The following is a 17,797-nucleotide window of genomic DNA, read 5'->3' as shown; positions in this document are numbered from 1 at the left end:
TAAATGAACAGTTGTGTAATTTGCACCTTGCTCACACCTACAAATTGCCAGCATCTATCCCTGGTAATACTTACAGCAGCTTGATCAATGCAGATTTTAGAGTTTTCTTGACTTGCTCTTTGTTACTTGGGCAACATTCCTCGCACTTTTAACGCACCTTTAGCGAACTTTTTTGCATTTTCATTGTTGAGTAAGACTGATAAGCTCACTTAACAAAGAAAGCAATTTTCCGCAACGATCCTTGTGTTAAGGAGAGTTAGAGTGAGTAAAAGAATCTATTTATCTCGTCGTCAAGTTGTTCGTGGGCTTTTAGCAACGACTGCATTTGGAGTAACCGCCAAGTTAGGTGGATGTGCTTCCACTCAAGAAACGCAAGCGAATACTGCGGGTGGTGGAGATAATCCGCTTGTGATTGGTTTTATTTACGTTGGTCCTAAAGATGACTACGGCTACAATCAAGCTCATGCAGAAGGTGCAGCAGGAATTGCTAAACTCCTAGGTGTCAGAATTGTTGAAGAAGCGAATGTTCCTGAAACAACCGCAGTCGAAGAAACAATGCGGAATATGATTGAAGAAGATGGCGCGACTATCTTGTTTCCTACTTCTTTTGGCTATTATGACCCGCATATCCTCAAAATTGCCCAAGAGTATCCTGAAGTCCAGTTTTTTCACTGCGGTGGACTTTACCAAGATGGCGTACATCCGCAAAACGTTGGCAGTTACTTCGGTTACATCGATGAAGCACAGTATGTAGCTGGCGTTGTTGCTGGTCAAACGTCTAAAACAGGTAAATTAGGCTTTATTGCTGCTAAACCTATTCCGCAGGTACTGCGTAACATCAATAGCTTCACGTTGGGCGCGCGTAGTGTTAAACCTGAAATTACAACACAAGTTATTTTTACAGGCGACTGGGCATTACCAGTTAAAGAAGCTGAAGCAGCCAACAGCATGGCAGATCAAGGTATTGACGTTATTACCTGTCATGTAGATAGTCCTAAAGTGGTGATGGAAACCGCAGAGAAACGCGGAATTTTCTGTAGTGGCTACCATGCTAATCAAGCTGCACTTGCACCCAAGGGATATCTTACAGGTGCAGAGTGGGATTGGACGCAAGTTTATACGAATTATGTCGAAATGATTCGTGCAGGTCAAACATTGATGAATGGCGGAATTCCCCATCTAGTACGTGGTGGTTTGAAAGATGGCTTTTTGAAGTTATCGCCTTATGGTACTGCGGTGAGTGCAGATGCTAGGCAAACTGCGGATGCTGCTAAAGCAAAGTTTATGGATGGTAGCATGATTGTTTACCGAGGCGAACTGAAAGATAACACTGGAAAAGTTGTGATTCCGGCTGGTAAAGATTTTCAGCAGCAAGATCAAGAATTGGAAAAGATGAATTGGTTAGTTACAGGTGTTGTGGGGAATGTAAGTAGTTAATGCGGTAAAGGGTAATGAGTAATGGGTATTTTTCCAATGACCAATTACCAGTTACCAATGACCAATTACCAGTTACCAAAATTATGATTAATCGTTACAACTCGCGAAGCATTGAAGCACTTTGCATACCTTTAGCGGCGTTGCTGTTTTCGTTGCTACTATTTGGCATTTTTTGTGCGTTTGCTGGTGCTGATCCTTTTGGTGTTTATGCTTCAATTTATCGCTCCGCGTTTGGTAGTTGGCGGGCGTTTCAGAATACGTTACTACGCGCTGCACCATTGATGCTAAGTTCGTTGTGTACTGCGCTTCCTGCACGTCTCGGTTTGGTGATTATTGGAAACGAAGGCGCGATTGTTGTTGGGGGTTTGGGGGCTGTTGCCGCAGGGCTAGCGTTATCATCCGCGCCACCGACGGTAGTACAAATTGCGATGGCGATCGCCTCAATTGTTTGTGGTGGATTGTGGATTGGGGCTGTGGGTGCGTTACGGCATTATCGCGGCGTAAATGAAACGATTAGTAGCTTGCTCCTAAATTATATTGCGATCGCGCTCCTCAATCACCTTGTCGGTGGACCCATGCGCGATCCAAGTTCGCTCAACAAGCCTTCGAGTTACCCGATCGCAGAAATTAATATGTTAGGCGATATCCCTGGAACTCGCGTTCACTATGGTTTGATTTACGGACTTGTTGCGTGTGTTATCGCTTATTTCCTGATTCAACGCACAACGTTCGGCTTTGCGGCGCGCGTTGCGGGTGGAAATATCCGCGCTGCGAGGATTGCCGGACTTCCTGTGGGTAAACTCACCATGATGATTTGCTTTTTAGCCGGTTCTTGTGCCGGATTAGCCGGTATGGTTGAAGTTGCCGCTGTGCATGGACGTGCGAATGAATCTTTGAATGCAAATTACGGCTATAGCGGTATTTTAGTTGCATTTATTGCCCGACATAATCCCTTAGCGGCAACCTTAGTCGCCATTTTACTTGGTGGAATTTTAGCAAGTGGTGGAAGTTTACAGCGATCGCATAACCTCCCTGATGCCACAGTTCTTGTTTTTCAAGGTTTAGTATTCTTAGTCGTTCTGTTTAGCGAATCGCTCTACGGCAGGTTTTTTAAGGAGCGGTCAGCGGTCAGCGGTCAGGGTTCAGCGGTTACTACGTAGCATTGTAGGAGAAAGGAAATGGAAACTCAAGCATTAGGCTGGTGGGGAGTTCCCCTAGCGATCGCCGCCGGAACACTACGCGGTAGCGCCCCATTTCTATTTGTCAGTTTAGGCGAATGCCTCACCGAAAAAAGCGGCAAAATCAACTTAGGACTTGAAGGAACCCTTCTCACAGGTGCAATGAGTGCGTATGCAATGTCATACCTTACAGGTTCGCCGTGGCTAGGCGTTATTATGGCAGGAGTCGCCGGCATGATGTTAGGTGTGATTCACGGGTGGCTATCGCAACAACCCAGAGTCAACGATGTCGCAGTAGGCATCGCGATGATCATCTTTGGTAGCGGAATTGCCTTTTTCTTAGGTAAACCCTTTATTCAACCTTCCGCGCCACCACTCCCCGCGCTGCCATTTGGGGCATGGAGCAGTTTACCACAAGTGCAATCAGCATTGCAGATTAGCCCATTATTTTTAATTGGAGTTGCGATCGCACCCTTAATGCAATGGTTCTTTCGCGCCACACGCTGGGGACTCTACATCCGCGCGGTTGGTGATAGCCCCGACGCCGCCAAAGCAATGGGAATCTCAATTTTCAAAGTCCGAATGCTATGCATCATCGTCGGTAGCTTTCTCGCAGGAATCGGCGGTGCTTATTTATCCCTCTACTATCCTGGTAGCTGGAACGAACGTATTTCCGGCGGTCAAGGTTTAATGGCAGTCGCCCTCGTCATCTTCGCGCGTTGGCAACCAATGCAATGCTTATACGCCTCGCTCCTCTTTGGAGGTGCGCAAGCGATCGGTCCCGCGCTACAATCCGTTGGTATCGATTCCTACTACTACCTCTTCAACGCCTCCCCCTACATTCTCACCCTCCTCATCATGATCCTCACCTGTTCGCCCAAACGCACACTCAATGGCGCACCAGGGGCATTAGGGCAATGAGGGGTTAGGAGCGAGGGGCGAGGAGCGAGATAAAGAATGCAACATTTACTCTTAGCAGTCAACGGCACATTAATGCGCGGCTTAGAACTCAACCCTAATCTCTTAGCCGTCAACGCCACCTTCGTACGCGAAGCCAAAACCGCACCAGTGTATCGCCTCTGGTCAATCAACGATAAACACCCCGCGATGCTGCGCGTCGCCAGTGGTGGAAATGCGATCGCCCTGGAAATTTGGCAAATCCCCCCCAGCGGACTTGTACAAGTCTTACTCCAAGAACCCCCTGGACTTTGCATCGGTAAAGTCGTCCTCGAAGACGGTAGCGAAGTTCTCGGCGTTTTAGGCGAACCAATCTTATGTGAAAACCAGCGCGAAATTACCTCTTGGGGTGGTTGGCGCAACTATATCAGGGATCAGAGGTCGGAGATCGGACAGGATTAAACGTGAGTTGGGGCAATAGTTTTGAGCTTTTTTAATGTCCTCATCCTACATTGCAAATAAAGGAGATCTTTCATGAGTGGACTCGGTGGACTCAACAAATCACCTAACGGAGTCGTTATTGGTCTTGTGCAGCTACAACTTCCCAACATTGTGACTCCCGATGATTTAACTGTACAGTGCGATCGCATTTGTCAGATGGTCGCCAAAGCCCGCCGCAATTTGCCCGCGATGGATTTAGTTGTGTTTCCGGAATATTCACTTCACGGCTTATCGATGGATACGAATCCGGAAATTATGTGCCGCTTGGATGGACCAGAAGTTGCTGCGTTTCAAAAAGCTTGTCGAGATCACCGCATTTGGGGCTGTTTCTCGATCGTGGAATACAATCCGCACGGAAATCCCTACAATAGCGGCATTATTATTGATGATACCGGAGAATTAAAACTTTACTACCGCAAATTGCATCCGTGGATACCTGTCGAACCGTGGGAACCAGGTAATTTAGGAATTCCCGTATGCGTTGGTCCTAACGGTAGCACGATCGCACTCATCATCTGTCATGACGGAATGTTTCCCGAAATGGCACGCGAATGTGCCTACAAAGGTGCAGAAATTATGATTCGGACGGCGGGTTACACTGCACCAATTCGGCATAGTTGGCAAATCACGAATCAAGCCAATGCGTTTTGTAATCTGATGTACACTGCATCAGTGTGTATGTGCGGTAGCGATGGCACGTTTGACTCGATGGGCGAAGGTATGATCGTTAATTTTGACGGTACGCCGTTAGTGAAGGGAAGCGATCGCCCTGATGAAATTATCACTGCCGAGGTACGCCCCGATCTCGTCCGCGAAGCCCGTATTCACTGGGGTGTAGAAAATAATATTTATCAATTTGGACATCGCGGTTATGTTGCCGTTAAAGGTGGCGCGCAAGATTGTCCTTACACCTATATGCAAGATTTAGTTAACGGCTGCTATCGCCTCCCGTGGGAAGACGCGGTGATTCACAAAGATGGAACTGCTTGCGGTTTTCCACCTCCGACACGCACTTATGAGGAGCGAGGAGTAAGGAGCGAGGAGCGAGGGAAGGTTGAAAAGAGTTAGATAGTGTTCTTTTGCCAATAATCTAAATTTACTATGGTACACTTTGTTGAAGCTGATCCGTATCCCTATCCTTTTAATGGCGATTTGCGTCCTGAAAATACGGCACTGCTAATTATTGATATGCAGACGGATTTTTGCGGAATTGGCGGCTATGTCGATCGCATGGGATACGATTTGTCGTTGACTCGCGCACCGATTGAACCAATTCGGAAAGTTCTAGAAGTTGCACGGGCAAAAGGTTTTCATGTCATTCATACGCGCGAGGGACATCGACCAGATTTATCTGATTTACCAGAAAATAAACGCTGGCGATCGCAACAAATTGGTGCGGGAATTGGCGATCCTGGTCCTTGTGGCAAAATTCTCGTTCGTGGCGAACCAGGCTGGGAAATTATTCCCGAACTTGCACCGCTTCCAGGCGAAGTGATTATCGATAAGCCAGGAAAAGGGTCATTCTATGCAACTGATTTAGATTTGATTTTAAACCGCAAAGGCATTCAAAATATCATTCTTAGCGGAATTACAACTGATGTCTGCGTTCATACGACAATGCGCGATGCGAACGATCGCGGTTATGAATGTTTGCTACTCTCCGACTGCACAGGCGCAACCGATTACGGTAACTACTTAGCGGCGTTAAAAATGATCAAAATGCAAGGTGGTGTCTTTGGTGCGGTTGCTGATTCGCAAGCATTTATTGAGGCGATCGCGCCTATGAAAGTTCAAACAGAGGTAAGTGTTCATTAGAACCAAGGAAAACCAATGTCAGGATTAACAGATGCAATTGAAAAGCAACAAACTATTAGCGAAAAGTTAACTTTACCACCCGATTTAGAAGTGGTGAACATGACCAAACGATTTGGCGCAATGATAGCGCTAGATAATGTTTCGCTACACCTCAAACCTGGAACGTTTCACGCACTTTTAGGCGAAAATGGCGCGGGAAAAAGTACGTTAGTCAAGTGCATCATGGGTTTTTACACTCCTGATAAAGGCGATGTGTTAGTCGATAAGCGATCGCGTAATATTTCCAGTCCTCGCGATGCGCATAAATATGGCATTGGTATGGTATATCAGCACTTTACTTCTGTCCCCGCCATGACTGTTGCGGAAAATTTAGTGCTGTCACGATACGGCGATCGCAACGTAATTAACTGGAAAAACGAGTATGCACAACTCAAAGCATTTATGCAAAGCGCACCGTTTCAAGTTGATCTTGATACTCCAGTGGTGCAATTGGCTGCGGGACAAAAGCAAAAGCTAGAAATTCTCAAACAACTCTATTTACAAAGCCGGATTCTGATTTTAGATGAACCAACATCGGTGTTAACTCCCCAGGAAGCTGATGAAGTCTTGGGGTTACTCCGCAATGAAGTGCAAGCGGGAAACTTAAGCGTATTGATGATTAGTCACAAATTCCGCGAAGTGATGGCATTTGTCGATGAAGTGACGGTACTGCGCAAAGGAAAGAAAGCTGGTCATGGGTTGGTCAAAGATTTATCACTAGCTGACTTAGCAACAATGATGCTAGGAGAACGTCGCGAAACGCAGCAGCTTGATAAAATAACATCAGTTGCAACAACTCCAGTTTTAGAACTCAAAAACATTCACGCCCATAAAGACAATGGTTTAGCCGCTGTCAATGGTGTTAATTTAACTGTTCGCAGTGGCGAAATTGTTGGAATTGCGGGGGTTTCTGGTAACGGTCAACGCGAATTAGTCGAAGTTTTAGCAGGTCAACGTCCGGCGACAGCAGGGCAAATATTAGTTAACGGCGAAACATACACCGCTACTCGCGCACAGATGTTTCGTCATCGCGTCTTTGCACTTCCCGAAGAACCTTTACGCAATGCGTGCGTTCCGCACATGAGTGTGGCAAAAAATCTAGCATTACGCACATTCGATCGTCCCCCACAAGCGTCATTCGGTTGGTTACTCGTTCTCAAAGCAATGCGCGAAGCAGCTAAAAGTTTGGTAAGTAGCTTTTCGATCAAAACCCCTTCAGTCGATGCACCGGTAGGCAATCTTTCTGGTGGTAACGTCCAGCGTACTGTATTAGCCCGCGAATTATCAAGTTCGTGCATCAATTTACTCATTGCCGCTAATCCCTGTTTCGGTTTAGATTTCGCTGCTGTTGAATATATTCACACCCAAATCGTTGCTGCCCGCAATCGTGGTGTTGCGGTACTGTTAGTCAGTGAAGATTTGGACGAACTTCTCACACTCGCCGATCGCATTGTTGTCATCAGCGAAGGCAAATTTGTTTATGAAAGTGCGATCGCTGATGCTGATATTACTACCATTGGTCAACGTATGGCAGGACATGATTAAATACCACACTTGTTGAAGTTGGTAGTAGGTAATCGGTAATTCTTCATCAGTATTTTTCCAATGACTAATTAGTGGTGATGGGTAATGGGTAATAGGGAATTCTTAATAAGTATTTTTCCAGTTACCAATGACCAATTACCAGTTACCAATGACCATCCTTTATTTTTACTAGTTCACTTAATTACAAACAACTATGAAAGTTTTGACACTTAAGAACTTATTCAATATTGCTGCTTGGCATGACGATCTACCGTGGGAACCTTTTCGCCCTGGGGTAGATATTTATCGCTTTTATCAAGACGGCGAACAGGGGGCAACAGCGGCACTATTACGGTATCAACCTGGTGCAGTTGTCCCGAAACACGAACACGTTGGGTTTGAACATATTTTTATACTATCTGGTTCGCAAAGCGATCGCAATGGCGAACACCAAACCGGAACTTTGGTGATTAATCCTCCTGGTACGAGTCACACTGTTACAAGTGAAACTGGCTGTATTGTCTTAGCAATTTGGGAAAAACCTGTAGTGCTATGGTCTTAATTGCTGCACAACCCTACGATTACGAACTTCCCTCAGAATTGCAGAAAGTAGCACTGTTAATTATCGATATGCAGCGTGACTTTTTAGAACCTGGTGGATTTGGGGAAGCATTAGGTAATGATGTGCGTCACTTAAGCGCAATTATCCCCACTCTTAAGAGCTTACTCGAAATCTTTCGCAAACGTCAATTACCCGTATTTCACACCGTTGAAGGACATCAACCGGATTTATCCGACTGTCCGCCGTCAAAGTTGCGTCGCGGAAACGGTCAGTTAAAAATTGGCGATCCAGGACCAATGGGACGCATACTTATTTTAGGTGAATTAGGGAATGCGATTATTCCTGAACTACAGCCAATGACAGGCGAAATCGTGATTTCTAAACCAGGTAAAGGTGCTTTTTACCAAACTTCTCTCGAATCCTATCTACACAAACAAGGCATTACACACCTGATTATCACCGGAGTGACTACCGAAGTCTGCGTCCAAACAACAATGCGCGAAGCCAACGATCGCGGCTTTGAATGTTTACTTGTTGAAGATGCAACAGCAAGCTACTTCCCAGAGTTTAAAGAATCTACCTTAGAAATGATTCGCGCCCAAGGTGGAATCGTTGGCTGGACAGCAACCGCTGCTAATGTTATGCAAGCATTTGGCAGTATCTGACCTCCAACTACCTCTTATCTCTGCTTCATCCCCACACTCACAGCGTCAAAATTTTCCGGAAAATGCGTATTGCGATCGTAATCTGCGCCTTCTAACTTTGCACTTTTGAGTTCAGCTTGACGTAGATTTGCTCCAAGGAGTAAACTGCCTCGTAAATCAGTACCAGTTAAATCAGCTTGGCTCAAATCGGCATAACTTAGATCAGCACCTCTTAGATTTGCGTTGCTCAACTTTGCTTGACTCAAATCGGCATAACTCAAGTCAACGCCTTTTAAGTTTTCGCCTTGAAGTTGAGCGTTACCTAGATTTGCGTTACTGAAGTTCCGTTTTCCTGCTGCATAATTTTCTAGGAGTGTCGCTACAGCACCAACGAGCGGTGAAGATTTTGCTGCTTCCGACATAACTATAACCTCACAGCTTTCCTCTTGATTTCTATTATGCAACTGCGATATTGAGGCGATTTCATTACAAATATTTAAATTCAGTACGTAATTGCACTGTAAGGCTTAATCGGTGTGGCGACGGGTAGCGAATAAGTTTAGTATTCTTAGATACAAAAACCCTACCAGTATGGCATTAATATAACAGACTTGTCTCTAGATAGATGTCACTCTCAGATATTAGTACTCAATAGCCAATGGTAAGCAGATTTAATAGGCGTAAATTTCTTGTATATGGTTCCGCAACTCTTGGTTCTAGTCTTTTTTTAAAGGCTTGTACCAATAACCAAACAACAACGAGTGCAACGAATGCGTCATCGCCAGCTAGTACAACAACGACTGCGAGTGGTGGAGACACGATTAAAGTAGGAATCTTGCACTCGCTCAGTGGCACAATGGCAATTAGCGAACAAAGCGTTGTCGATGCAGAACAGCTAGCGATTGAAGAAATTAATAATGCTGGTGGCGTTCTTGGTAGACGCATCGAAGCGATCGTAGAAGATGGTGCTTCCAACTGGGATACTTTTAGAGAAAAAGCAACTAAATTAATTGACCAAGATCGAGTTGTTGCGGTTTTTGGGTGTTGGACTTCGGCAAGTCGTAAGAATGTTCTACCTGTTTTTGAACAAAGAGATCATATGCTCTGGTATCCAGTGCAATATGAAGGACAAGAATGTTCTAAAAATATCTTTTATACTGGTGCAGCGCCGAATCAACAAATTGAACCATCAGTCGATTGGTTGTTGCAAAATAAAGGCAAAGACTTCTTTCTAGTAGGTTCAGATTACGTTTTTCCGCGTACTGCCAATACTATCATTAAAGCGCAAGTCGCAGAAAAGGGCGGCAGAATTGTTGGCGAAGACTATCTACCTTTAGGTAACACCGAAGTTACACCAATTATCACTAAAATTCGTCAAGCATTACCCAATGGCGGTGTCATTTATAACACTTTAAATGGTGATAGTAATGTAGCATTCTTTAAGCAGTTACAAGGCGCAGGATTGACACCCGATCGCTATCCTTCGATGTCAGTGAGTATCGCTGAAGAAGAAGTAAGAGCCATTGGTGCTGATTATCTTAAAGGTCATTACGCTGCGTGGAACTATTTCCAGACAGTAGAGACACCAGCAAACCAAAGATTTGTCCAAGCTTTCAAGCAAAAATATGGACAAGACCGCGTCACGAACGATCCGATGGAAGCTGCTTATATTGCCGTTTATTTGTGGAAGCAAGCGGTAGAAAAAGCAGGTACAGCGGAGGATTTAGCAAAGGTACGTGCGGCGGCTTATGGGCAAACTTTAGATGCTCCAGAAGGTACAGTTACAATGCAGCCTAACCACCATATTTCTAAGGTGGTGCGTATCGGCGAAGTCAGAGATGATGGAATGTTTGAAATCATTAATTCTACTGATTCAGCCGTTGAACCAATTCCTTGGAATCAATTCGTGAAAGAAACAAAAGGATATGCTTGTGATTGGTCTGATCCTAACAAAGGTGGCAGATTCAAAATGACTTAAAGATGAGTGGTAATGGGTAATTGGTCTATATAAATTCTTACTTACCAATTAGCAATTACCTATTACCTGTTCTTTAACTCCGTAGTGGGAGAAGATAAGTGCTAATAGGATTGTTTGACGGCTTATTTAATGGGATTAGTATTGGTGCTGTTTTACTGATTGCAGCGCTAGGACTCGCGATTGTTTTTGGACTGATGGGAGTCATCAATTTAGCACATGGTGAGTTGATGATGCTTGGCGCATACACTACGTTTGTCGTCCAAAATGGCTTTCGACAGTTCGCTGAACCTTTTTTTGATATTTATATCTTTTTTGCGCTCATCTTGGCATTTTTGGTCACGGCGGGAGTGGGATTGATTCTCGAACGTGGAGTCATTCGTTATCTCTACGGACGACCTTTAGAAACACTGCTAGCAACTTGGGGCGTGAGTTTAATTTTGCAGCAGTTTGTACGCAGTGTAAATTGGGTTTTGGTAATCGGGATAGGAATCTTTTGTTTGTTATTTTTTGGTGGTTTGTGGATATTAAATCGCCGTCAAAGTCCTCAGCGTAAATGGTTCGTCGCCGCATTATTACCATTATCGTTGGGAATTGCGATCGCTGCTGGTAGATTCCTCGCTGATACGTATCAATTAGCCGTTACAAAACCTTGGTTTGGCGCACAAAACGTCGATGTATCCGCACCGACTTGGCTGCGTGGTGGTTTACCCTTAGGTAACTTTCAATTGCCGTATGCACGATTATTTATCATTGCTTTAACAATCGTCTGCGTTGCTGGGCTTTACTACTTCTTACAGCGATCGCCTTGGGGATTACGCATCCGCGCTGTCACGCAAAATCGTAGCATGAGTTCGTGTTTGGGAATTCCTACGCAGAAAGTAGATGCACTTACGTTTGCGCTTGGTTCGGGCTTAGCTGGCGTTGCAGGCTGTGCAATTAGTTATCTCGGTTCTGTCGGACCTAATACCGGACAAAACTACATTGTCGATACCTTCATGGTTGTAGTAGTTGGCGGTGTAGGCAAGCTCGTGGGTACGATCGTTGCTGCTTTAGCGATTGGTATTGTTAATTATCTCGTTGGTTCAGGTACGTTGGCAATCCTATTTACACCAATTCAGCCGCTGGCAGATTTCTTCACCTTCTTTGCAACGACAAGTATGGCGAAGGTAATGGTATTTGCGTTAATTATCGCGTTTTTGCAGGTGCGTCCTGGTGGAATATTCCCGCAGAAAGGTCGCACAGTCGATGCGTGAAGCAGGGGTGTAGGGGCGTACGGGCAAGGCATTGCCTTGCCCGTACTGGGGCGAGGGCATAAAGGGATGAAGAGAAAATAAGGAGATATCGCGGTGGATGCAATTTCTCAAATTGGAGTTAAAGGAAGAAAGCGGCAGCGGATATTCTTAATTGAAGCCGCTATTGTAGTTGCGATCGCACTGCTGTTAATCTTTGTCATGCCAGCCGTATTGACAAGTTTTCGCCTCAATTTATTAGGGCGCTTTTTAGCATTAGCAATTGTTGCTCTAGGAATTGATTTAATCTGGGGTTACACTGGCTTACTGAGTTTAGGACACGGCATTTTCTTTGCGTTGGGTGGATATGCGATCGCGATGCATATCAAACTTGAAGATGCTGCTGGAGGACTGCCAGAATTTATGAGTTTGTACGGCGGTACAGAGTTACCTTGGTTTTGGCGTCCTTTTTATTCATTTCCCTTCGCCACGTTTGCCGTTGTCACAATTCCTGCACTTCTGGCTGGATTACTCGGCTATTTAGTCTTTCGTAATCGCATCAAAGGCGTTTATTTCTCCATCCTCACCCAAGCCGCAACAATCGTCTTTTTCAACTTTTTTAACGGACAACAAAAACTATTTAACGGTACTAACGGTTTAACAAACTTTCAAACATTATTAGGCGCATCAGTTAATACACAATCTGCACAATTTACCTTCTATACATTAACAATTTTACTGTTAATCGGTGCTTACGCGCTTTGCCGCTGGCTGACAAGCGGGCGTTTTGGGCGTTTATTAATGGCAATTCGCGATGATGAAAGTCGCGTTCGTTTTTCAGGCTACAATCCCACAGAATTTAAAGTTCTTGTTTTTGCGGTTTCAGGCGCATTAGCAGGAATCGCAGGCGCAATGTATACGCTGCAAAGTGGTTCAGTCTCCCCTAGACTCATGGATGTTGCTTTCTCAATTGAAATGGTCATTTGGGTAGCAATTGGCGGTAGAGGAACACTTGTCGGTGCTATCTTGGGCGCATTACTTGTTAACTTCGCCCGCAGTTTCTTAAGCGAACAATTTGCCGAAATTTGGTTATTCTTCCAAGGCGCACTCTTCTTAATTGTTGTCACAGTACTTCCCGATGGTATCGTCGGCTGGTTGCGTAGCGAAGGATTTCAACGCCTAAGAGGTCGTAAACCAGCCTTCACATACCCCAGCTTAGAAGAAGACCCCGAAGTTCAACAAGAAAAACAAGAACTAGAGGCAAAAAGCAGCGAATAATGAGCAATCAACTTCTTTGCGCCCTACCCGACGGGAAGCCGGTGACGCGTCTATGTGTCTTAGTGGTTCAATATAAAAAAATGCTACATTCTGTAAAATTTACCCAAGGTACACAATGCAAGAAAAAATATTAGAAATCGAAAACGTCACAGTCAGCTTTGACGGTTTCAAAGCTTTAAATAATCTCAATTTTAATTTAGATGTAGGCGAACTACGCGTTATTATTGGTCCAAATGGAGCCGGAAAAACGACATTCTTAGACGTGATTACTGGCAAAACCAAACCAACACAAGGACGAGTTTTATTCAAAGGACGCAACTTGCGATCGCTTAGCGAACACCAAATCGCAAGACTTGGAATTGGTCGTAAATTTCAAACTCCACGAGTTTACCTCAATCTCACCCCAAGAGAAAATCTCGAACTCACCAGCAACCGCAAAAAAAATATTTGGTCAACTTTGTTTGGTAAACCAAAAAGTGCGGAACGCCACTCAATCGCCGGTTTACTCGAAACAATTGGCTTAACTTCTCGCGCCGATATCCCCGCAGGTTTACTCTCGCATGGCGAAAAGCAGCGCTTAGAAATTGGGATGCTTGTTGCGCAATCACCTGATTTATTACTTGTCGATGAACCTGTCGCAGGGTTAACCGATGAAGAAACTGAAAATATTGGCGATTTGTTACTCGCTTTAGCTGAAAGTCATTCGATCTTAGTGATTGAACATGACATGGAATTTGTGCGCCAGATTGCGCGCAAGGTGACTGTACTTCATCAAGGTTCAGTATTGTGCGAGGGAAACATCGATCAAGTTCAAAACGATCCTAAAGTGATTGAAGTATATTTAGGACAGCCGATGGATGACTCACATACAGCACACTCGCTAGAACTCGAAACTTCAGGCTCTGAACTGTAATTTACAGCATTTAACAAAATAGCAAACTATGAGTTATACCCGTGATGCGATCGCTCCCGATCCAACTTCCATAAGTCAAGAACATACGCTACACGTTTCAAATCTTAACGTTTACTACGGCGAAAGTCACATTCTGCGTAATGTCGATTTAAGTGTTCCCGTTGGACAAATGGTGTGTTTGATCGGGCGCAACGGTGTTGGGAAAACAACACTACTTAAAACAATTATGGGCTTGATTCGTCCTCGTAGCGGTGCGATCGCATTTAATGGACAAATTATTAACTCAAAAACTCCCGACCAACGTGCTAAACTCGGTATTGGCTATGTTCCCCAAGGAAGAGAAATAATCCCGCGTTTAACTGTAAAAGAGAATTTATTACTCGGACTCGAAGCCCGACGCCACAGCAAACGCACACAAGAAATTCCTGAGCAAATTTTTGAACTCTTCCCAGTCTTAAATACAATGCTATCGCGGATGGGTGGTGACTTGAGTGGCGGACAACAACAACAACTTGCGATCGCGCGTGCTTTAATGGGACAACCACGATTGCTTGTTTTAGACGAACCTACCGAAGGAATTCAACCCTCAATCATTTTAGAAATTGAAGCCGCTGTTCGTCGAATTATCACAACGACAGGAATTTCTGTCTTACTTGTGGAACAACACCTCCACTTTGTTCGTCAAGCAGACCGCTATTATGCAATGCAAAAAGGTGGTATCGTTGCCTCTGGTCGTACGAGCGAGTTAAGCCAAGATGTCATTCAAAGGTTTTTGGCTGTTTAAATTTATATTATATTACCTGCGGTTCGATAACTAAGCGAGTGGTTAGTAAAAGAATCACCCTTCACTCATCATTTTAATTATTAGTAATTAGTCGAATTTGCTATTGCCTAAATACTGGCGATCGCCTGTTAGGACAGTCATTATCGCTGATGAATCCTATAAAAAATCCTGGGACGGTCTTCTACATTCAGCTATGTATAGGATAATACATACAAGCCAAAAGTATAACAGTCCCAGGAATTGAATATGCGTTGCGATTTGTTTTTCCTGCTAATAGCCATAATATTGGCTTGCCATTAAATCACCGTCTAACTAAAGAATTATTTTATAATAAGAGTCTTGTGTATTTGAGAACACATTTTTATTTAGCATAAATCATTTGCAAATTCATAATACAAGTCGCTATCATTTAATTTCTTTGTATTCTCAGACACAGACAGCGGCAAAAAAGTTATTTAACTATAGTGATAAGTGTCAAAAGTGAATAACTAGACTCAAGAAAGAGTCATAGCTACTGCGAGAGCGACATCATTCAAGGTAAAGCGCTGTCTAGGAATAAAGAATGTCACTATTAGACTACTTTGTTGTCATTACACTGTTATTGACGGTATTTCCTTTAGCAATAACTCAAATGAAATCCGCGATCGCACAAGAAGACATTAAAAGTTTTTCTGTGTGGGTATTTATCACTTGTTTCCTTGCCGGCTTACCGTTCATGGTGATGACGGTAGCGACAGCGACTTAAATAACTACCTCAATCAAGCGGTGCCGAGTGGGTAAGATATAAAAGTACCGACCCCTCAAGTAGCACAAATGACATCCACTGTATTGACACCAAGGCTAAACGCCCCGACTCTACATCGATTACCCAACGGTCTAACCATCATCGCCGAGCAAATGCCGATCGAAGCCGTTAATCTTAGCTTGTGGGTTAACGTTGGTTCTGCTGTGGAAGCAGACGCGATCAATGGTATGGCGCATTTCTTAGAGCATATGGTATTTAAAGGTACACAGCGTCTATGTAGTGGTGAATTTGAGCGGCTGATCGAAGAACGGGGTGCGGTCACAAATGCAGCAACAAGTCAAGATTATACGCATTACTACATTACAACAGCACCAAAAGATTTTGCGCAGCTAGCACCACTACAAATCGATGTCGTACTTAATTGTACAATTCCTGATGATGGCTTCGAGCGCGAACGCTTGGTCGTTTTAGAAGAAATTCGTCGTTCGGATGATAATCCCCGCCGCCGCACATTTCAACGCGCGATGGAAACTGCATTTGAGCGCTTACCGTATCGTCGCCCCGTGATCGGTTCGGCTGAGGTGATTTCCCGCCTCACACCGCAGCAGATGCGCGATTTTCATTGCACCTGGTATCAACCACAATCGATAACGGCTGTTGCTGTCGGCAATTTACCCGCAGAAGAACTTATAGAAATTGTCAGTGAGGGATTCCAAGTGAATACTTCCCGCCTCACACCGCACGCATCTCATCCTCCGATGACTTGTGAGTCACCTTTTACAGAAATTGTCCGTCAAGAATATGTTGATGAAAGTTTGCAGCAAGCACGCCTTGTGATGGTGTGGCGCGTTCCAGGATTGATGCAAATCGAACAAACTTATGCTTTGGATGTTGTCGCTGCGATTTTAGGTCATGGACGTACGTCGCGGCTAGTACGGGAACTACGTGAAGAAAAAAGTTTAGTCTCGCAGATTTCTGTGAGTAACATGACACAACAACTTCAAGGAACCTTTTATATCTCTGCGGCGTTACCTGTGGAAAATATTCCAGTTGTGGAAGCGGCGATCGCCCAACATATTCAATCAATTCAAACGCAACCCGTACAAGAATCAGAAATCGCGCGCATTCGTACGCAAGTCGCAAATCGCTTTATTTTTGGCAACGAAACACCCAGCGATCGCGCCAGTCTCTATGGCTACTATCACTCGATGCTTGGCGATCTCGAACCAGCTTTTGATTACCCAGCTAAAATCCAGAGCGTAGATGCTACTGATATACTAATTGCTGCGCAACAGCATTTATCGCCAAATGCTTACGGTGTTGTTATTCTCAAACCAGCATGAATTGGTCAGAAATTGCCCAGCATATCAGCAAAGTAACGGGAAAAGCGTTTACTGTCAATCGAACGCGTGCAGTAGGTGGCGGCTGTATCAACCAAGGCTACGCTATCAGTAGCGAGACGGAAACTTACTTTGTGAAGCTCAATTCCCCTTCCCAAGTCGCCATGTTTGAAGCAGAAGCCCTGGGATTGCAACAGATGTTTGCGACAGCAACAATTCGAGTTCCGCAGGCCATTTGTTGGGGAACCGTCGCAAACGCTTGTTATCTCGTTTTAGAGTGGATCGAACTTGGTCGAGGCAACAACTCGGCATGGGAAGAAATGGGGCGAAAGCTTGCTGCTATGCATAAATTTGACACCATGTCAAGCACTAACCAAGCTGCCTTTGGTTGGGATAGAAATAATACGATTGGTTCCACACCCCAAATCAACGATTGGACAACCGATTGGGCAGAATTTTTCGCTAAACACCGCTTGGGATACCAGTTCAAATTAGCCAATCGCCGCGGCGGACATTTCCCGCAGCAGCAAGCATTATTAGCCGCGATTCCAGATTTACTAGCGCATCAACCGCAACCGTCGCTCGTTCACGGCGATTTATGGGGAGGTAACGCCGCGTGTACAACGACAGGCGAACCCGTTATTTTTGACCCTGCGACTTATATCGGCGATCGCGAAGTTGATATCGCCATGACCGAATTATTTGGTGGTTTTCCTGCTGCTTTCTATCACGGTTACAACGCGATTTTTCCGTTGGAGCAAGGCTACGAAACCCGCAAAATTATATACAATCTCTATCACATCTTGAATCATTACAATCTCTTCGGTGGTAGCTACAGCGCGCAAGCTAACCGCATGATTGCCCAAATTTTAAGTCGATAAATCAAACTGTGATATTCTATTTGCTTAACTAGAGGTAATATATAGCAGTGGT

Annotated in this window: 18 protein-coding genes; 17 read left to right on the top strand and 1 reads right to left on the bottom strand. The window is 44.6% G+C overall.

Going from position 1 to position 17,797, the window contains the following annotated elements; genetic code table 11:
• Positions 1-261: 261 nt before the first annotated feature.
• From GLO7428_RS02540 to GLO7428_RS02500, 9 genes are all read left to right on the top strand, one after another.
• Positions 262-1,437 carry a BMP family ABC transporter substrate-binding protein gene (locus GLO7428_RS02540; RefSeq protein ID WP_015186990.1) on the top strand — a complete coding sequence of 392 codons (1,176 nt, stop codon included), beginning with the start codon at positions 262-264 and terminating at the stop codon, positions 1,435-1,437.
• A 14-nt stretch (positions 1,438-1,451) separates the two neighbouring features.
• Positions 1,452-2,597, top strand: coding sequence for an ABC transporter permease (locus tag GLO7428_RS02535; RefSeq protein ID WP_015186989.1), 1,146 nt, complete (start codon positions 1,452-1,454; stop codon positions 2,595-2,597).
• A gap of 18 nt (positions 2,598-2,615) precedes the next feature.
• Complete coding sequence (locus tag GLO7428_RS02530; protein WP_015186988.1) at positions 2,616-3,536, top strand: ABC transporter permease; 921 nt, start codon at positions 2,616-2,618, stop codon at positions 3,534-3,536.
• Between the two features lie 36 nt (positions 3,537-3,572).
• Complete coding sequence (locus GLO7428_RS02525) at positions 3,573-3,974, top strand: hypothetical protein (protein WP_015186987.1); 402 nt, start codon at positions 3,573-3,575, stop codon at positions 3,972-3,974.
• A gap of 72 nt (positions 3,975-4,046) precedes the next feature.
• Positions 4,047-5,081 (top strand): formamidase, encoded by a 1,035-nt coding sequence (locus tag GLO7428_RS02520; protein WP_015186986.1) that lies wholly within the window; start codon positions 4,047-4,049, stop codon positions 5,079-5,081.
• A gap of 33 nt (positions 5,082-5,114) precedes the next feature.
• The gene (locus tag GLO7428_RS02515; protein ID WP_015186985.1) at positions 5,115-5,828 is read left to right on the top strand and encodes a cysteine hydrolase family protein; all 714 of its coding nucleotides are present in this window, start codon (positions 5,115-5,117) and stop codon (positions 5,826-5,828) included.
• Between the two features lie 15 nt (positions 5,829-5,843).
• Positions 5,844-7,412, top strand: a complete 1,569-nt coding sequence (locus tag GLO7428_RS02510) for an ABC transporter ATP-binding protein (RefSeq protein ID WP_015186984.1) — start codon at positions 5,844-5,846, stop codon at positions 7,410-7,412.
• A 193-nt stretch (positions 7,413-7,605) separates the two neighbouring features.
• Entirely contained in the window at positions 7,606-7,953 is a 348-nt protein-coding gene (locus GLO7428_RS02505) for a cupin domain-containing protein (RefSeq protein WP_015186982.1), read from the top strand.
• Complete coding sequence (locus tag GLO7428_RS02500; RefSeq protein WP_015186981.1) at positions 7,944-8,618, top strand: cysteine hydrolase family protein; 675 nt, start codon at positions 7,944-7,946, stop codon at positions 8,616-8,618. The genes GLO7428_RS02505 and GLO7428_RS02500 overlap by 10 nt, the downstream gene beginning before the upstream one ends.
• A gap of 14 nt (positions 8,619-8,632) precedes the next feature.
• Here the strand turns inward: GLO7428_RS02500 and GLO7428_RS02495 are convergent, their stop codons facing one another.
• On the bottom strand, positions 8,633-9,019 hold the full coding sequence (locus tag GLO7428_RS02495) for a pentapeptide repeat-containing protein (protein ID WP_015186980.1): 387 nt from the start codon (positions 9,017-9,019) through the stop codon (positions 8,633-8,635).
• Positions 9,020-9,255: 236 nt separating this feature from the next.
• Between GLO7428_RS02495 and urtA the strand changes: the two genes are divergently transcribed.
• From urtA to GLO7428_RS02455, 8 genes are all read left to right on the top strand, one after another.
• A complete protein-coding gene (gene urtA / locus GLO7428_RS02490; RefSeq protein WP_015186979.1) occupies positions 9,256-10,575 on the top strand; it encodes an urea ABC transporter substrate-binding protein in 1,320 nt (439 codons plus the stop codon).
• 98 nt (positions 10,576-10,673) lie between these two features.
• Positions 10,674-11,828 carry an urea ABC transporter permease subunit UrtB gene (urtB, locus tag GLO7428_RS02485; protein ID WP_015186978.1) on the top strand — a complete coding sequence of 385 codons (1,155 nt, stop codon included), beginning with the start codon at positions 10,674-10,676 and terminating at the stop codon, positions 11,826-11,828.
• 93 nt (positions 11,829-11,921) lie between these two features.
• Positions 11,922-13,082, top strand: a complete 1,161-nt coding sequence (gene urtC / locus GLO7428_RS02480) for an urea ABC transporter permease subunit UrtC (RefSeq protein WP_015186977.1) — start codon at positions 11,922-11,924, stop codon at positions 13,080-13,082.
• 115 nt (positions 13,083-13,197) lie between these two features.
• Entirely contained in the window at positions 13,198-13,995 is a 798-nt protein-coding gene (urtD, locus tag GLO7428_RS02475) for an urea ABC transporter ATP-binding protein UrtD (RefSeq protein WP_015186976.1), read from the top strand.
• A gap of 28 nt (positions 13,996-14,023) precedes the next feature.
• Positions 14,024-14,779, top strand: a complete 756-nt coding sequence (gene urtE / locus GLO7428_RS02470; protein ID WP_015186975.1) for an urea ABC transporter ATP-binding subunit UrtE — start codon at positions 14,024-14,026, stop codon at positions 14,777-14,779.
• Positions 14,780-15,341: 562 nt separating this feature from the next.
• On the top strand, positions 15,342-15,524 hold the full coding sequence (locus GLO7428_RS02465) for a hypothetical protein (protein WP_015186974.1): 183 nt from the start codon (positions 15,342-15,344) through the stop codon (positions 15,522-15,524).
• Positions 15,525-15,592: 68 nt separating this feature from the next.
• The gene (locus GLO7428_RS02460; RefSeq protein ID WP_015186973.1) at positions 15,593-16,867 is read left to right on the top strand and encodes a pitrilysin family protein; all 1,275 of its coding nucleotides are present in this window, start codon (positions 15,593-15,595) and stop codon (positions 16,865-16,867) included.
• Complete coding sequence (locus GLO7428_RS02455) at positions 16,864-17,745, top strand: fructosamine kinase family protein (RefSeq protein ID WP_015186972.1); 882 nt, start codon at positions 16,864-16,866, stop codon at positions 17,743-17,745. Before GLO7428_RS02460 ends, GLO7428_RS02455 begins: the two co-directional genes overlap by 4 nt.
• The last annotated feature ends 52 nt before the right edge of the window (positions 17,746-17,797 follow it).

Origin of the sequence: Gloeocapsa sp. PCC 7428 (assembly GCF_000317555.1) — a bacterium.
Classification (GTDB): domain Bacteria; phylum Cyanobacteriota; class Cyanobacteriia; order Cyanobacteriales; family Chroococcidiopsidaceae; genus Chroogloeocystis.
This window is presented reverse-complemented; position numbering and strand designations above follow the sequence as displayed.

What these genes read in the sequence shown, in the direction of transcription:
- GLO7428_RS02515 (WP_015186985.1), top strand. Translation starts at nt 5,115, where the DNA reads ATGGTACACTTTGTTGAAGCTGATCCGTATCCCTATCCTTTTAATGGC.
- GLO7428_RS02455 (WP_015186972.1), top strand. Translation starts at nt 16,864, where the DNA reads ATGAATTGGTCAGAAATTGCCCAGCATATCAGCAAAGTAACGGGAAAA.
- GLO7428_RS02460 (WP_015186973.1), top strand. Translation starts at nt 15,593, where the DNA reads ATGACATCCACTGTATTGACACCAAGGCTAAACGCCCCGACTCTACAT.
- GLO7428_RS02495 (WP_015186980.1), bottom strand. Translation starts at nt 9,019, where the DNA reads ATGTCGGAAGCAGCAAAATCTTCACCGCTCGTTGGTGCTGTAGCGACA.
- GLO7428_RS02535 (WP_015186989.1), top strand. Translation starts at nt 1,452, where the DNA reads ATGAGTAATGGGTATTTTTCCAATGACCAATTACCAGTTACCAATGAC.
- GLO7428_RS02520 (WP_015186986.1), top strand. Translation starts at nt 4,047, where the DNA reads ATGAGTGGACTCGGTGGACTCAACAAATCACCTAACGGAGTCGTTATT.
- GLO7428_RS02500 (WP_015186981.1), top strand. Translation starts at nt 7,944, where the DNA reads ATGGTCTTAATTGCTGCACAACCCTACGATTACGAACTTCCCTCAGAA.
- urtE (WP_015186975.1), top strand. Translation starts at nt 14,024, where the DNA reads ATGAGTTATACCCGTGATGCGATCGCTCCCGATCCAACTTCCATAAGT.
- GLO7428_RS02465 (WP_015186974.1), top strand. Translation starts at nt 15,342, where the DNA reads ATGTCACTATTAGACTACTTTGTTGTCATTACACTGTTATTGACGGTA.
- GLO7428_RS02505 (WP_015186982.1), top strand. Translation starts at nt 7,606, where the DNA reads ATGAAAGTTTTGACACTTAAGAACTTATTCAATATTGCTGCTTGGCAT.
- urtD (WP_015186976.1), top strand. Translation starts at nt 13,198, where the DNA reads ATGCAAGAAAAAATATTAGAAATCGAAAACGTCACAGTCAGCTTTGAC.
- urtA (WP_015186979.1), top strand. Translation starts at nt 9,256, where the DNA reads ATGGTAAGCAGATTTAATAGGCGTAAATTTCTTGTATATGGTTCCGCA.
- GLO7428_RS02530 (WP_015186988.1), top strand. Translation starts at nt 2,616, where the DNA reads ATGGAAACTCAAGCATTAGGCTGGTGGGGAGTTCCCCTAGCGATCGCC.
- GLO7428_RS02525 (WP_015186987.1), top strand. Translation starts at nt 3,573, where the DNA reads ATGCAACATTTACTCTTAGCAGTCAACGGCACATTAATGCGCGGCTTA.
- GLO7428_RS02510 (WP_015186984.1), top strand. Translation starts at nt 5,844, where the DNA reads ATGTCAGGATTAACAGATGCAATTGAAAAGCAACAAACTATTAGCGAA.